The sequence below is a fragment of the Mesorhizobium sp. WSM1293 genome, from assembly GCF_000513875.1.
In the GTDB taxonomy this organism is placed as follows: domain Bacteria; phylum Pseudomonadota; class Alphaproteobacteria; order Rhizobiales; family Rhizobiaceae; genus Mesorhizobium; species Mesorhizobium ciceri.
The window spans coordinates 112768-127438 of sequence record NZ_AZUV01000010.1 but is presented as its reverse complement, the minus strand read 5'-3'; the positions used below and the strand labels follow the sequence as shown (position 1 = coordinate 127438).

Annotated in this window: 14 protein-coding genes and 1 pseudogene; 2 read left to right on the top strand and 13 right to left on the bottom strand. The window is 62.1% G+C overall.

What is annotated here, in order from left to right; translation table 11 throughout:
* Positions 1–36: 36 nt before the first annotated feature.
* From M729_RS0114100 to M729_RS0114075, 6 genes are all read right to left on the bottom strand, one after another.
* On the bottom strand, positions 37–423 hold the full coding sequence (locus M729_RS0114100; RefSeq protein ID WP_027161922.1) for a carboxymuconolactone decarboxylase family protein: 387 nt from the start codon (positions 421–423) through the stop codon (positions 37–39).
* Entirely contained in the window at positions 416–1237 is an 822-nt protein-coding gene (locus M729_RS0114095; protein ID WP_027161921.1) for an alpha/beta hydrolase, read from the bottom strand. Before M729_RS0114095 ends, M729_RS0114100 begins: the two co-directional genes overlap by 8 nt.
* Positions 1237–2310, bottom strand: coding sequence for an LLM class flavin-dependent oxidoreductase (locus M729_RS0114090; protein ID WP_027161920.1), 1074 nt, complete (start codon positions 2308–2310; stop codon positions 1237–1239). Before M729_RS0114090 ends, M729_RS0114095 begins: the two co-directional genes overlap by 1 nt.
* Positions 2311–2347: 37 nt before the next feature.
* Positions 2348–3859, bottom strand: a complete 1512-nt coding sequence (locus M729_RS0114085) for an aldehyde dehydrogenase (RefSeq protein ID WP_027161919.1) — start codon at positions 3857–3859, stop codon at positions 2348–2350.
* Positions 3856–4848, bottom strand: coding sequence for a flavin reductase (locus tag M729_RS0114080; protein WP_027161918.1), 993 nt, complete (start codon positions 4846–4848; stop codon positions 3856–3858). Before M729_RS0114080 ends, M729_RS0114085 begins: the two co-directional genes overlap by 4 nt.
* A 191-nt stretch (positions 4849–5039) precedes the next feature.
* Entirely contained in the window at positions 5040–6839 is a 1800-nt protein-coding gene (locus tag M729_RS0114075) for a helix-turn-helix domain-containing protein (RefSeq protein WP_027161917.1), read from the bottom strand.
* Between the two features lie 198 nt (positions 6840–7037).
* On the opposite strand from M729_RS0114075, the gene M729_RS0114070 reads away from it, so the two are divergent.
* Positions 7038–7622, top strand: coding sequence for an amino acid synthesis family protein (locus tag M729_RS0114070; protein ID WP_027161916.1), 585 nt, complete (start codon positions 7038–7040; stop codon positions 7620–7622).
* A 143-nt stretch (positions 7623–7765) separates the two neighbouring features.
* Here M729_RS0114070 and M729_RS0114065 read toward each other — a convergent pair.
* From M729_RS0114065 to M729_RS0114040, 6 genes and pseudogenes are all read right to left on the bottom strand, one after another.
* A pseudogene (locus M729_RS0114065) lies at positions 7766–7978 on the bottom strand (hypothetical protein); the annotation flags it as partial.
* Positions 7979–7989: 11 nt separating this feature from the next.
* Positions 7990–8253 carry a VirB3 family type IV secretion system protein gene (locus M729_RS0114060; RefSeq protein ID WP_027161914.1) on the bottom strand — a complete coding sequence of 88 codons (264 nt, stop codon included), beginning with the start codon at positions 8251–8253 and terminating at the stop codon, positions 7990–7992.
* Positions 8253–8516, bottom strand: a complete 264-nt coding sequence (locus M729_RS0114055) for a TrbC/VirB2 family protein (RefSeq protein WP_244514475.1) — start codon at positions 8514–8516, stop codon at positions 8253–8255. The genes M729_RS0114060 and M729_RS0114055 overlap by 1 nt, the downstream gene beginning before the upstream one ends.
* Before the next feature lie 83 nt (positions 8517–8599).
* Positions 8600–9565, bottom strand: coding sequence for a P-type conjugative transfer ATPase TrbB (gene trbB, locus M729_RS0114050; protein ID WP_198032100.1), 966 nt, complete (start codon positions 9563–9565; stop codon positions 8600–8602).
* 214 nt (positions 9566–9779) lie between these two features.
* Positions 9780–10181: a hypothetical protein gene (locus tag M729_RS01000000135055; RefSeq protein ID WP_050596261.1), complete on the bottom strand. Its 402-nt coding sequence runs from the start codon at positions 10179–10181 to the stop codon at positions 9780–9782.
* A 54-nt stretch (positions 10182–10235) separates the two neighbouring features.
* Complete coding sequence (locus M729_RS0114040) at positions 10236–12233, bottom strand: conjugal transfer protein TraG (protein WP_027161911.1); 1998 nt, start codon at positions 12231–12233, stop codon at positions 10236–10238.
* 565 nt (positions 12234–12798) lie between these two features.
* Here M729_RS0114040 and M729_RS01000000135050 point away from each other — a divergent pair.
* The gene (locus tag M729_RS01000000135050; protein ID WP_198032093.1) at positions 12799–13710 is read left to right on the top strand and encodes a putative phage abortive infection protein; all 912 of its coding nucleotides are present in this window, start codon (positions 12799–12801) and stop codon (positions 13708–13710) included.
* A 61-nt stretch (positions 13711–13771) separates the two neighbouring features.
* Here the strand turns inward: M729_RS01000000135050 and M729_RS0114030 are convergent, their stop codons facing one another.
* Positions 13772–14371, bottom strand: a complete 600-nt coding sequence (locus M729_RS0114030; protein WP_027161910.1) for a hypothetical protein — start codon at positions 14369–14371, stop codon at positions 13772–13774.
* Positions 14372–14671 lie beyond the last annotated feature (300 nt).

Genomic DNA, 14671 nt, shown 5'->3' with positions numbered 1-14671 from the left:
CGGAACCACGGCAAGCCGATCGCCGCGAAACGGTTGTCATGGCGTGTCGGCCTTTGCTTCGTCGCGCACCGCACGCGCGACACGGAAGGCCTCGACACCAGCCGGAACGCCGCAATACACCGCGATCTGGATCAGGGCCGCCCGCAGCTCGTCGTCGGTCAACCCGTTGCGGATCGCACCGCGAAAATGCACGCCGAACTCATGCATGCGGCCCAGTGCCGCAAGCATGCCGAGATTGAGCAGACTGCGCTGCTTGAGATCGAGCGCGGCGTCAGTCCAGCATGTGCCCCAGCAATACTCGTTGAGCATGTCCTGGAGGGGACGGGAGAAGTCATCGGCATTGCCGATTGCGCGGTCGACATAGTCGTCGCCCAGTACTTTGCGGCGGATTGCCTCGCCGGCTTTCTGCAATTTGCTATCCATGGCTGGTCGCCCTTGCCCGGTCATCCAGGAAATCCGCTATCAGGCCAGCGACCGACCCGGGCGCTTCGATCAGGATCGAATGCCGCAACCCCGGCAGGATCTCGAGCCGCGAGCCGCGGATCTGATCGTGCATGTGACGCGCCATGCGCGGGTTGGATCCCTGGTCGTCCTCCCCCGTCACGATCAGTGTCGGCGACCTGATCTGGTCGAGGATGCCGCCGAAATCTGTCTCGGCCAGAACCCGGTAAGCGGCGGCGTAGCACGCAGGATCGTTCTCGGCGTCGCGCCGATGCAGCTCGGCGATCACATCCGGGTTGCGCTCCTGAAACTCCTCGGTCAGCCACCGCGAGAGCGACGCGGCATGGTGCGCACTCGGCTGGCTGGCGGTCAAAGCGGCGAGACGACGCAGAACCGCCTGCCGTTCTTCCGGCAAGCGCCCGGCGACGGTCGCCAGCAGCACCAGCTTCTGAAGCCGATCGGGATGGGTCAGTGCCAGGCGCTGGGCTATAAGGCCGCCCAGCGAGAAGCCGGCAAGATGAAAGCGCGCAAAGCCAGCATGATCGGCCAGCGCCAGCGTATCGCCGACGAAGTCATCAATCTCGTAGCGTCCCTTGATGCGCGCCGACCCGCCATGGCCACGCAGATCAAATGTGAGCACGGTGAACTGATCCGGCAGGCGAGCGACGACGCCGCGCCACGCTTCCAGATAGGAGCCGACGCCATGGATGCAGACCAGCTTCTGTGGCCCGTTTCCGTCGACACGATAGTTGAGCGCCACATCGCCGTGGACGAAGAAACCGGTCGCCATCGCCATCAGTGCCCCACCGCGACAGCCCTGGTGCGATTGCGTGCCGCGAAGTGCGGCATGACCTCGTCGACGAACAGCCGGATCGTCTTCTTCTGCAGCTCGAACGGCAGGTTGAAGGTCAGCCCCAGGCAGTACTGGTCGACGCCGGCGGCCTCGTAGTCCTCAAGCTTCTCGATGATCTCGTCGGGCGTGCCGAACATCAGGTTCTTGCGGATGCTCTCGGGATTGTAGTTGTCCTTGCCCTTGACGCTTTCATAAGGCACAGCCTCGGGGAAACCGTTCTTTACCGTGCCGATGTTCTGGAAGAGGTTCTCGAAGGCGCGCCCGTAGTCGATGGCGTGGCGGACCGCGACTTCCCAGTCCTCCGGGCGATCGTAGATGCAGGTGCGGCGTTGCATCATCAGGCGTGGGCGCGGCACTTCCCGATGGTCGGCGACCGCCTTGCGAAATTTTTCGCCGAGCACGGCAATCTCGGCCGCGGGCGCTGAAAGCGGGGTCGACAGGATGTTGGCACCGATGCCTACGGCCCAGTCGAATGTGCCGGGGTCACGTGCCGCCACCCAGATCGGCGGATGCGGCGTCTGCAATGGCTTGGGCACGCCCGCGGCCAGCGGAAACTTCCAGTAGTGTCCGTCATGCGCATAATCATCGGCCCACAGTTTCTTCACTGCCGGCACCAGTTCCTTGAGATAGGCGACACCCTCCTGCTGCGGCATGCCGCCGGCCATGCGGTCGAACTCGTATTGATAGGACCCACGGGCTATGCCGAACTCCAGCCTGCCGCCGGTCAGGTGATCGCAAAGGGCGGCTTCGCCAGCCAGTCGGATCGGGCTCCAGTACGGCGCCACCAGCGTCGAGGTGCCAAGCCGGATCTGCTGCGTGTGCTGCGCCAGCCAGGTCAGGGTCATCAGCGGATTGGGTGAGATGGTGCATTCGATGGTGTGATGCTCGGCGGTCCACAGCGTCTCGAAGCCGCCCTCGTCGGCCATGCGGGCCAGCTCGAGCAGATTGTTCTTCACCGTCGCCATCGACGTTTCCGGCGAGAACCGCTCCATGGTCAGCGACACTGCAAATTTCATTCTCTTCTCCCGCAGGCTTTCGATCGGTTGGACGCGCTCAGCGCAGACGAATGACGAACGGGTCCTGCATGACCCCGGAATAATCGATCATGATGTTCTTCAGCCGCGAGAACTCCTCCATCACATCGAGGCCGCCGCGGCGGCCATAACCGCTTTCCTTGAAGCCGCCATTGGCCGACATGAAGGACGATGCGCGATAGGTGTTGATCCAGACGGTTCCGGCGTCGACATTGCGGGCGAAGCGCAGCGCCCGGTCGATGTCCTTGGTCCAGATGCCGGACGACAGGCCGTAGCGCGTGTCATTGGCGAGCGCGGTCATCTCCTCTTCCGAGGAGAAAGGAATGACGCCGACAACGGGCCCGAAAATCTCTTCCTGCATGAAATCCATCTCGTTGCGGGCATCGACCATGACCGTCGGCTCGAAATACCAGCCTTGCGCGAGCTCGGCCGATTGCGGTCTGCGGCCACCGGCCGCGATCCTCGCCCCCTGATGGACGCCCGAGGCGACGTAGCTTTCAACTTTGGCAAGTTGTGCCGACAGCGCCAGCGGACCCATGTCGGTATCGTCATTCAGGGGGTGGCCCACCCTGACCCGCCTGGCGCGCTCGACCAGCGCGTCGACGAAACGGTCATAGATACTGGCCTCGACGAAGCAGCGCGATCCGGCAACGCAGCTCTGGCCGGCGGCCGCGAAGATGCCGGAGACGACGCCGTTGACGGCATGGTCCAAGTCGACGTCGGCAAAGACGACCTGAGGTGATTTCCCGCCAAGCTCCATCTGGCACGAAACCAGGTTTGCGGCCGCGTTGGTGGCGATCCGCCGGCCGGTGGCCGTGCTGCCGGTGAAGACGATCTTGGCGATGTCGGGATGACGCGTCAGCGCGTCGCCGGCGCTGGTGCCGGTGCCGGTTACGACATTGACGACGCCGGCGGGGAAGCCGGCTTCCATGATCAGTTCGGCCAGCGCCAGCGTCGAGGCGGTGGCGTGTTCGGACGGCTTGATGACAACGGTGTTACCGATGGCAAGGCAAGGCGCCAAGGTGCCGGTGAGCAGCATCAGCGGCGAGTTCCACGGCGTGATCATGCCGATGACGCCAAGCGGCTCGCGCATGTTGAAGTTCAGCATGTCAAGCTTGTTGACGGGGATGGTGTCGCCCAGCAGCTTGTCGGCCATTCCGGCGAAATAGCTGTAGGAATCCGGTATGGCGCGCATCTGCGCCCGCATTTCCTTGAGCAGCTTGCCATTGTCGCGTGTCTCGATCAGCGCCAGCTCGTCGGCATGTTCGAGCACCAGCTCCGCCAGGCGATAGACGAGCTTGCCGCGGTCGGTCTGGGTCATGCGGCGCCAAGCCGGATCGGCAAAGGCTGCCCGCGCTGAAGCGACTGCGGCATCGACATCGGATGCGTCGGCCTCGGCCAGCTCATACCAGGACCTAGCGGTCGTTGGATCGTAGCTTGGAATATATTGCCCGCCTTTCGGTGCGACGAAACCGCCGCCGATGAACAGCTGCTGGCGGGAATTCTCGAGCGATTTGACTGACGTCTTCATGGCTGTTCCTGTTCGGCGTCCTTGGGGCTCTGCATCCATGGCTTCGAACCGCCATCAATGCTGGCGAGACGCCCGCCATCGCCCGAATCCATGTAGATGCTGAAGCGCTCGTCGTGCCGCTCGCGGCTGTAGCGGCGCAGCAGCGCGCGGATTTCGCGCGCCGGAATGTCTTCGTAGGGAAGGTCCGCCAGCGGAAAGAACTTGAATCCCGCGGGCAATGTGAGGGCGGCGGAAGCGCCGGAGAGACGGGCGCGATAGATGAGGTAGCCGGGATCGCTGTCGGCGACATCGAAGACGGAATAAAGAAACGTCTCATCCGGAAGCAGCGTCAGTGCGTCGCCGCCTTCGAGCTTGAGTTCGTTTTCCGCCTTGCGGCTCTTGGCGCTGGGCAGCACCCAGCCGCCCTTGCCGTTGGCGCGCAACAGGATGTTGCCTTCGGCTTCGATCAAATAGCCGACGATCATCGAGTGGGACGCAAGCCAGCCCGGTGGCAGTGGATCCTTCACCGAGGCATAGCGTCCGCGGCAAAAGCCGAGCGGTGCCGACGGACTGGTGCCAAACGCCTGCACGGCGCCGATGAGAACGACATGGTCGCCGGCATCGACGCGGTTGTGCACGGTGCAGTCGAACCACGTCAGGCATTCGTTGAGGATCGGCGCCCCGGTGTGGACACGGTCATGGCTGATCGAGCCGAACTTGTCGTGCGCCTTCGAGGCGAAGACCGCCGAGACGTCGGTCTGCCCCTCATGCAAGAGATTGACCGCGAAGGAGTCGGACGCGTTGAACGCGGCATAGCTGGCAGCGGCCTTGCCGACGCAGACCAGAAGCAGCGGCGGATCAAGCGAGACCGACGTGAAGGAGTTGGCCGTCATGCCGCGCGGCGTGCCATCGGCGTCGCGGGTGGTGATGACTGTGACGCCGGTCACGAAGGTTCCGAATGCCCTTCTCAGTGCAATCGGATCGATCGTTGGCTGTGGGGTCGTCAGCATCTGGCCTCGTGTTCCCTCTTCGTATTGCACGAGACGTTAGCCGCTGACCTGCAACCGTTCTTCCTCCTGTTGATAGGAACAGCAGGCAGAGAGGCTGCTGTGTTTGCGAGCAAGGATCGCGGACAACAACGCAAAGGGCAGGGAAGAGTCTCGGGCTGGAAACAGTCCGCACGGCGGAGGCTGGAACGATGCTATCTTTCGACCGAAGCGCGGTTGTCGATGACCTCGCGCAAGCGGATGGCGAGCTCGAAAGCAAAGCGCCGCTCAGGGGTATCGAGATCGACACCGAACAGTTCCTGGATGCGCGCCAGCCGGTACCGCAAGGTGGTCACGTGCAGCCCCATCGCATCAGCGCAGGCCTGGCTGCGGCAGCCTTCGCGCAGATAGGAGAACAACGTCTCCATGTAGGGGGTGCCGTGCTGGCGATCGTGATCGGCGATGGCGCCGACACTGTCCTGCACGAAGCTCCGCACATCTTCCACCTCGGCGGCCGCGATCAGCATCGGCAGCGGGCCGAAATCCTGGCTGGCAAAGACGCCGGTCCGGCCGAACGACCGTCCGATGCGGATCATGCGCCGGCAGCGATCCCATGCCGGGGGATAGTCCGCAAGTTTGGTGCAGAGACCGGAAAGAACGGCGAACGGTTCCTGGCCGAATTGGCGCCCCAGTTCCTCGGCGATCTTGCGCAGCAGCTTGGCGACACGGTCCTTGTCTTCGCCCAGCTCAGCCGGGATCAGGCAGACGAGGCCATTGTCGACGACGATGATGTCAGCCGCGACCGAGTTCTGCTGCAGCAACCGGATCACCGCATGATGCGGATCGACCAGACGTCCGGCGCTGCTTTGGGCGGCTTCAGGCAGGTCGATGAGGATCATCTGCTTTGGTGATGACAAGCCCACGCCGAGCCGCTGCGCCCGCTGCATTACATCGGCGGGGTCGTGCCAGCGATGCTCGACCACCTCCATGAACAACTCCGTCAGCGTGCGTGTCTCGAATCGGAAGCGGATGAAGCTGCGCATCATCTGGACGCTGAGCGCGAATTTGGCGCTGTCGAGCAGAAGCAGGTCGAGCTGGCTGAAGGGCTCCTGCATGGTGAAGATGACCATTGCCCCGACAGCCTCGGCATCAACGCTCAACGGTTCGATCTTCGCGGTGAGACGCAGACGGCGCGTGCCGTCGTCGAGGAAGAACGTATGAGCCTCGCTCTGCGGCTGATCCACCGCCGACCGCGCGACCTTCATGATCTGCCGGTGCAGGCTGGTGCTGGCGGCAAGCTGCCAGGCCGCGTCGTCGAAATGCTTCTCGCTCGGTGAGCGGCTGGCGACGATCAGGTTGGCGGTGAAATCGACCACGATGACAGGGTTGGGCACCAGTGCTGCGATCCTGCCGGCAAGCGAAGGCATCGAGCTTTCGGCCAAGGCCTGCTGCAGCAGCGACGTATGTGCCTGGAGCGCCTGCTGGAGCCGTTCCGATGCACGCTTCTCCTCGCGCAGCTTGTTCTCGACAGCGATTTCACCGAGATGGACGATCATCCCGATGAAGGCGAGATCGTCGGCGCTGACGTCCATGATCTCTCGCGAGATGACGCTGAGCACCATCGGCCTTCCGGCCTCGTCGACGCAACTCATCGGCATTACCAGAACGCTGCGGTAGTCGCGTTGGAAAGCCTCCATGCGGTAGCCAGGAAACTCCTCCGAGACCCGGGCATCCCTGATATAGACGGCCTCGTTGCGTTGCAGGGCGACGATCGACGGACTGGTGGCGAGTTCCCAGCGGTCGGGGAGCGACCGCTGGATCAAGGTCGGGTCATGGCGAACGATCACGTAAGCATGGCCGTGCGGTGCGTCGATGCTCATGATCGACCCCATCGTCCATCCGGCATGCCGGCAGGCGGCCAACACCAGATCACGCAACACCGTGCTGAGATCGCCGCCTGAGTTGATCAGGCTGGCGGCGTCGCGTAGCGACAGGATTTGCGACTGATGGTTCACTGGTGCGACTGTTCCGGCTGACCGATCTGTTCCTGTTGGCACTGCGAGCCCCGATATAAGCAATTCGCGGCCGAGTGAAGCTACACGTCTTCCGAGAGCGAGACATCCGGTTTTTCCTCTGAAGCAGAGGAAGACGCGTGGTGCGCGCCTTCCTAGCCTGGCCCTTTCGAGTTTGGGCAGAAAGGACCGTTGGCGCGAATGGAAATCAGGAAAGTCTGCACCTTCATCGACGAGGTTCTGATCGAGGGCGGCAAGGTCGCTGGCAAACCGGTCACATCGATCGTCGTCGCCGCCGTGTTGAAGAACCCGTGGAGGGGACGCGGCTTCGTCGAAAACCTTCGCCCCGAGATCATCGACATCGCCCCCAGGCTCGGCGCCGAACTTACGCAGCGGCTGACCGCCTTGATGCCGCCAGCCGAGATCGAATCCTACGGCAAGGCCGCGGCCGTCGGTATCAATGGCGAAATCGAACACGCCTCGGCGTTGATCCACACGCTGCGCTTTGGCAATCTGTTCCGCGATGCCGTCGGCGGCACCACCTATCTCGAATTCTGCAACACCAGAAACGCCGCGGGGGCGTTGTTGTCACTGCCAATGATGCACAAGAGCGAGAACGGGAGGCGCTCGCATTTCATCACCGCGAACTTCCAGATCGCCGATGCACCGGGTGCCGATGAAGTGCTGGTTGCCATTGGTGCAGCCAACGGCGGACGCGTTCACGCCAGGATTGCCGACAGGTTCCAGGATATAGCGGAAATGGACGCGGAAAACGGCTCCTCCTGATAATCGGAGTCGTGTCAGGTCGTAAACCGACCAGCCTTTGTCCTGTCTTTCAAGCGCGCCATTGCGGGACATTGGCTGCGAAAGGCCTTCTACAAACCGGGGTGGCTTCTGGGAAGCGGGACCTTGTTTCGTGCAAGGAGCCGACCTATTCTAGGCTCGAGAGCGCCGTTCAGCCGGGCGGTCGTGCCGACGAGTTCCGCCGGCGTGGCGGAATCCAGATCGGGACCGCGGAAACGGGCGGTTCTCTGGAAGTTGCCATCCTTGTTGAGCACCACGCCTGGTGCAACCAGTGCCGCCCAGGGCAGATAGTCGGCGAGGCTGGATGGGCGCCTGCGGTATTCGGCGAGGTTCATCATGGACAAGCCTCTCAGCAGCCGAAATGCGCGGGATAGCGAAGGTGCCGGCGGACCACGTCGACGAACTGCGCGTCACGCCTGGCCGCCCAGACGGCGGCGAAATGCCCGATTGCCCAGATGACGAGACCTGCGATCCAGAGACGCAGACCAAGTCCGACCGCACCGGCGAGCGTGCCGTTGGCGATGGCGACCGCACGCGGCGCGCCGCCGAGCAGGATCGGTTCGGTCAGCGCACGATGGACGGGTGCGAAAAAGCCGCGGGCTTCCTCGTCCATCAGATCAGCGCTCCGCCGCCGAAAGAGAAGAACGACAGGAAGAAAGAACTCGCCGCGAAAGCGATCGACAGGCCGAACACGATCTGGATCAGGCGCCTGAAGCCCCCTGACGTGTCGCCGAAGGCGAGCGACAGGCCAGTGACGATGATGATGATCACCGCCACGATCTTGGCGACCGGCCCCTCGACAGATTCGAGGATCTGCTGAAGGGGTTGTTCCCATGGCATGGACGAGCCTGCGGCGTGGGCAGGCACAATCCTCATGGCCACGATGGCAGCCGCCACTGCGACACGCGTAACCAGCACACCAGGCCTGAGGATTGACGATGAAATTGAGCGGATCGGATTCATTCTTGGGGCTCCATGGAGGACTGGGGATCTGTGGCTGCGGCACTCTCGAGTCTGGCTTCGAGCGTGCGGTAATCACCGGTGGCGGCATCGAGACCCTCGACCCACGCGATCTCGACGAGCCGGCGCGCAGCACCCCTGCCAGCGAGAACCGCGATGAGGTCGATGGTCTCGGCAATGAGCGCGCGCGGGACCGTGACCACGGCCTCCTGCACAAGCTGCTCAAGCCGCAGCAGTGCGCCAGTGGCAGAACCTGCGTGAATGGTGCCGATGCCGCCTGGATGGCCGGTGCCCCAGGCCTTCAGCAGATCGAGTGCTTCCGCGCCGCGCACCTCGCCGATCGGGATACGGTCGGGCCGAAGCCGCAGCGAGGACTTGACCAGGTCGGACAGCGAGGCAACACCATCCCTGGTGCGCAGCGCCACCAGGTTGGGCGCGGCACATTGCAGTTCGCGCGTATCCTCGATCAGCACAACGCGGTCGGTGGTTCTGGCAACCTCGGCCAGCAGCGCATTGACCAGCGTCGTCTTGCCGGTCGACGTACCACCGGCGACCAGAACATTTTTCCTTCTTTCGACGGCAAGCCGCAGCACGTCGGCCTGGCCCACGGTCATGATCCCCGCAGTGACGTAATCCCCGAGGGCAAATACTGCGACCGCCGGCTTCCTGATGGCGAAGGTCGGTGCCATGACGACCGGCGGCAACAGGCCCTCGAAACGTTCGCCTGTCTCCGGCAGTTCGGCCGACACGCGCGGCGCACCCGCATGCACTTCCGTTCCGACGTGGTGGGCCACCACGCGGATGATGCGCTCGCCGTCGGCCGGGACCAGCAGTTCATCGGAGGCGCAGAGCCCTTCGCCCAGCCGGTCGACCCAGATGCGTCCATCCGGGTTCAGCATCACCTCGATGATCTCAGGATCCTCGAGGAAGCGGGCGATGGCCGGTCCAAGCGCCGTGCGCAGCATGCGCGCGCCGCGCGACATCGCTTCCCTGCCAGAATGATGATTGCCTGCCACGATGGTCCCCGTTCGCTGCGGCGAGCCTGTTCGTGCCGCGGTCGGGGATGATTAGAAGAGGCATGAATACCGGCCTTGCAACAGGCAAAACGGGTGAGCGCAACGCGGCGTGCAGTGACTTGCTGAATGCGGTACGGCGATCTCGCCGGCCTGGCGGTGCGATCTACCGCGACGGTGAATCATCCGCGCCGACTGGTGCCGCCGGCGGGACTTCATCAGCGATTTCCTGCCTGAGCTTTGGTCCCTTGCTCAGCCTGCGGCCAAGCGCGTCAACGAACGCGTCATACCGCTGCAGACCTTTCGCGCGCGCTTCGGCCTGCGCGGATTCCGGCAATGCCGGGGTCGAGTTGAGCCAGAAACGGACGAACAGCGCCAGTGTCTCGACCGCGATGCCGACATCGCGCTCGACACGCTGCACGCGCCGGTCGATCTGATCGAGGCGCCGCGTGATCGCTGCCTCCTTCCGCTCCTCGGCGTCCGGCGACAGGAACGAGGCGATCGCGGCCTCGGCTATCAGCGACAAGGATACGTCGCGCCTCGCCGAACAATCAGCAAGCGCATTCATGACGTCAGGATCAAGGTAGGCGGAGAGCCGTTTCTTCTTCGCGTTCTTCACCGGTCAGAGCTCGATGCCGTCATTCGGATCAAGGCTCGCCTGCCGTGCAGTGCGACGCATGGCCTGATCCACTGCGCGCCGCCGCACGGCGTCGTCATCAGCTTCATCGCTGTCGAGGTCGAACTCCTCGTTGCGCATCACTGCTCGTTCCGATGTGATATCCTCGTGTTCTGGAAGCTCAGGTTCGCGTCGGATGCCGCCATTTGCTGGATTCTCGTCATGCGCGTCCATCGCAGATTTCGCTTGCGGTAGCCCGCCTTCTGACGCCGAGAGGTTCGTTGCGCCTGTCCAATCGTCGGGGCGCGATGGCCTTGAAACCGGTTCGCGCTTAGGAGGCGGCAGAACGCGCTCGGCAAGGCGTGCGTCAGCAAAATAGCGCGCCTTCTTCGCCCGAATCGGGAACAGGCCGGACACCATGACGATGGCATCGGTCGGCGGAAGCTGCATGATCTCGCCGGGCGTCATCAGCGCACGCGCTGTTTCCTGCCGCGAGACCATCAGATGCCCGAGCCAGGGCGACAGTCTGTGACCGGCATAGTTTTTCATGGCCCGCATCTCGGTTCCCGTTCCCAGCGAGTCCGAGACGCGTTTGGCCGTGCGCTCGTCATTGGTGGCAAAGCTCACCCGCACATGGCAGTTGTCGAGGATGGAGTTGTTCGGACCGTACGCCTTTTCGATCTGGTTGAGCGACTGTGCAATCAGGAAGGACTTGATGCCGTAACCCGCCATGAAAGCGAGGGCCGACTCGAAGAAATCGAGCCGGCCGAGCGCAGGAAACTCGTCGAGCATCATAAGCAGACGATGCCGCCGATCCTTCGCATGAAGCTCTTCCGTCAGCCTTCGCCCGATCTGGTTCAGCACGAGCCGGATGAGCGGCTTGGTACGGCTGATGTCGGAGGGTGGCACGACAAGATAGAGTGTCGCTGGCCGCTCGTCCTCCACCAGATCAGCGATACGCCAGTCGCAGCGGGACGTCACCTTCGCCACCACCGGATCGCGATAGAGGCCCAGAAAACTCATTGCTGTCGAGAGCACGCCGGAGCGTTCATTCTCCGACTTGTTGAGCAGTTCGCGGGCTGCCGACGCCACGACCGGATGCGGACCGACATCACCTAGATGGCGCGTCAGCATCATGGTGCGCAGTGTCGTCTCGATCGGCCGCTGGGGATCGGAAAGGAAGTTGGCGACACCGGCAAGCGTCTTGTCATTCTCGGCATAGAGAACGTGCAGGATGGCACCGACCAGGAGCGCGTGGCTGGTCTTCTCCCAATGGTTTCTGCGTTCCAGAGATCCCTCAGGATCGACCAGGACATCGGCTACGTTCTGCACGTCGCGGACCTCCCATTCGCCGCGTCTCACTTCCAGCAAAGGGTTGTAGGCGGCAGAGGACGCATTGGTTGGATCGAAGAGCAGGATACGGCCAAAGCACGCCCGCCATCCGGCCGTCAGCTCCCAGTTCTCGCCTTTGATGTCGTGAACGATCGCCGAGCCGGGCCAGGTAAGCAGCGACGGAATGACAAGGCCGACGCCCTTGCCGCTTCGCGTCGGCGCGAAACACAGCACATGTTCCGGGCCGTCATGACGCAGATATTCCCGTTCGAGCCCGCCGAGTACCACGCCGTCCGGGCCAATCAGGCCTCCCGCAGCAATTTCGTCGTGCGTCGCCCAGCGTGCCGAGCCGTACGTGGCCGCGTTCTTCGCCTCCCGTGCCCGCCATACCGACATGCCGATTGCCACAGCGATCGCCGCGAAGCTTCCGCTTGCCGCGATGAGCGCACCCTCCAGAAAAACCTCTGGTGCATACGCATCGTAGAAAAACCACCACCAGAAAAAAGCCGGCGGCGGGTAAAGGGAATGGCCGGCAAGCTCAAGCCATGGATCTCCGAGCTGAGGTTGGAAGCCAAGCCGCCATGCCGTCCACTGCGTCGCACCCCAAGTGGTGACGAGTACGATCAGAAGCACGGCAGCGAGCTGCCCCCACAATATCCTGGTCGCCGGCACGTCTCATCTCTTTGGCAGAGGCTTGGGGCGCCCACAGAATACCGAATTTCCGAATAGGCAAGACTCCAAGACATTTTCCGGAGCCGCAGCGTAGCCCGACCTAAACTGACTTGCTGGCTGCAGTCCGGCACTGCTGATCGAGAAGTCGCTCAGCAGACCCGGCTATGCCGCTGATATCGGAGTTCGCCATGATGGGAGTTCCGGAATGACTGCAAGGGGCTGAGAGCGGACCGTCCGGTACTGACCGTCGAGCATCACCGTCATCGCGGTTAAAAGATGCACTGCGCCACCCGCGACGGGAACCAGCTTCGCATACTCCTTGACACGTTTGCGGAAGCCCACATCCATCTGTCGTCGGTCAGGAATTTGAGGGCGCGGACCAAGGTGGGTGCCGCGGCCGACAACTCACCCAGCAAAACCGTCCGGCGCGCTGCGCGCTGGTGGCTGCGGATTCGAATGCTCCTGCCTGGAGAAATGCAAAGCCTCCCAAGCCGTTCGCCGTCACATACCCATGACATTGCAGCTTTGGGTATCGGCTGATACTTATTTGCTTGGGGGATTTCAAATGGCTGGCTGGGTAATCCTTTGGCTCGCAATGGTGGCGTTCGTCGCGCTGACGTGGGCAAACACACGCGGCGAGCAGCGCTGGCCTGGCTTCCACTGGTTTGAGGGGATCATCGCCCCGAAGATCGGCGATTCCGCCCACGGTTTCTACAAAATCCTGTTGGCGTCGGTCATCATCGTCGGCGGGATATTCATCACTGGCTATGCGAAGTTCGACAAAATCCAGCACCTGGCAGAGTTCGGTGACTTCGTCGGCGGTGTCATTGGACCCGTTCTTACCTTCCTGACGTTTGTCGGTCTGCTGGTGACCATCATCCTTCAGCAGGACGCCAACAAAGAAGCGCGGGCCGAAGCGACAAAGGCGGAGCTGGCATTCGAACGGCAGCTGTCGTCGCAGAAGCGTGAAAGCTTCGAGTCTACGTTTTTCCAGATGCTCAACCTGCACAATACCATCGTCAATTCGATGGACATCCAGCGCCGGGAGGACAAAGACCTAAAAGGCCGGGACTGCTTCAGGTTCTTCGCCACGACCCTCAAGGGGAAATATGTCGCCTACGACAACGAACACGGGACATCCAGAGAACGTGCCCAACGGGCCTACGACCGGTTTTGGGATGAGCGGCAGCAGGATCTCGGGCACTATTTCCGTTACCTGTTCAATGTCGTGAAGTTCATCGATAACGCCCAGCCCAATGATCATCGCTATATGAAGATGCTCCGCGCCCAGCTCTCGGACTACGAGTTGGTCATTCTGTTTTACAACTCGGCAGCTGAAATCGGGAAGAAGTTCCGGCCCTATATCGAAAAGTACGCCATTTTCGACAATCTTCCGGGCAGGCTGCTTTTTGACGTTGACCATCACTTATTCTTCAACGCATCGGCGTATGGCAACCCCGACGACAATGTCGCTTAGCACCAAAAGAAACAGGGCGCCCAACGTGAGCGCCCTGTTGATGTGTTTGCTTCGTGGCAACCTACCCGTTGCAGACTTCTACGAAGGAGACGGCATCCAGCTTTTGGTTGTAGCCGGTCACGCCAACCGTGCAGTAAGGACGGTTCGAAGAGGCGATGTCGATCTGTTGTCCTATCCGAAGCTGAACCATCCGGCCGGAGAAGGTCAGCGTGAACAGGTTTTGCTTGTGCTTGACGTAGCGGACGGTCAACCCGCTGTCAGGCATGTATTGATCCGAGTTTCTCGCGATCATGAAGGATGCGAGCGAATGGTCTCCCATGGTCGACCTCAGGCGCTTGGTCGGCGCGGCTGAGCCTGGGTCCTTCTTCGTGGGCTGGTGGAAGTCGCCAGTCTCGGGGTAAGTCGGCCTGGTCTTCAGATTGTCATTTTCGGCCGTTATCCGAGCGTTGGCGTTCCGCGTCTCATCTACGATGTGTTGCAGTCTCCTATTGTCGGCTTTCAGCGCCTCGTTCTCGGCCTGCTCGCTGCTCGATGGCAGGAAGTACGGTACGACCTGGGCGCCAATGGCCATAGTGAAGGCAGTGTAGATAGTGCCGATCGCGCCCAGCGCGATGAAGATTGTGCGTTTCGAGAAAATGGCCTCCTTTGGTTTCGAGTTCATGCAAGTCTCCCGTGGGTAAGAGCTAGTTGCATAAAGCAGGGTATAAGCAATTTGGCAGGTTGCAATTGCTTATTTTTGTAGATTCGCTGCGAATCGCATTGATCCGGGCGGCTTTTCAGTGCACGCGTGATTCGCAGTCAGAATCAGCATCCGTCACGAGGATTCGCAGCTGACTCACCCGGATCGCTAATTGCTTGCCAGCCGATTCAGGCAGCCCCTATGATCTACGGTGCCAAGCCTAAATCCCCCAACATGAAAAACGCGGCGAAAACGCGCCCGACGAGATGCCGGTGGTGTGCC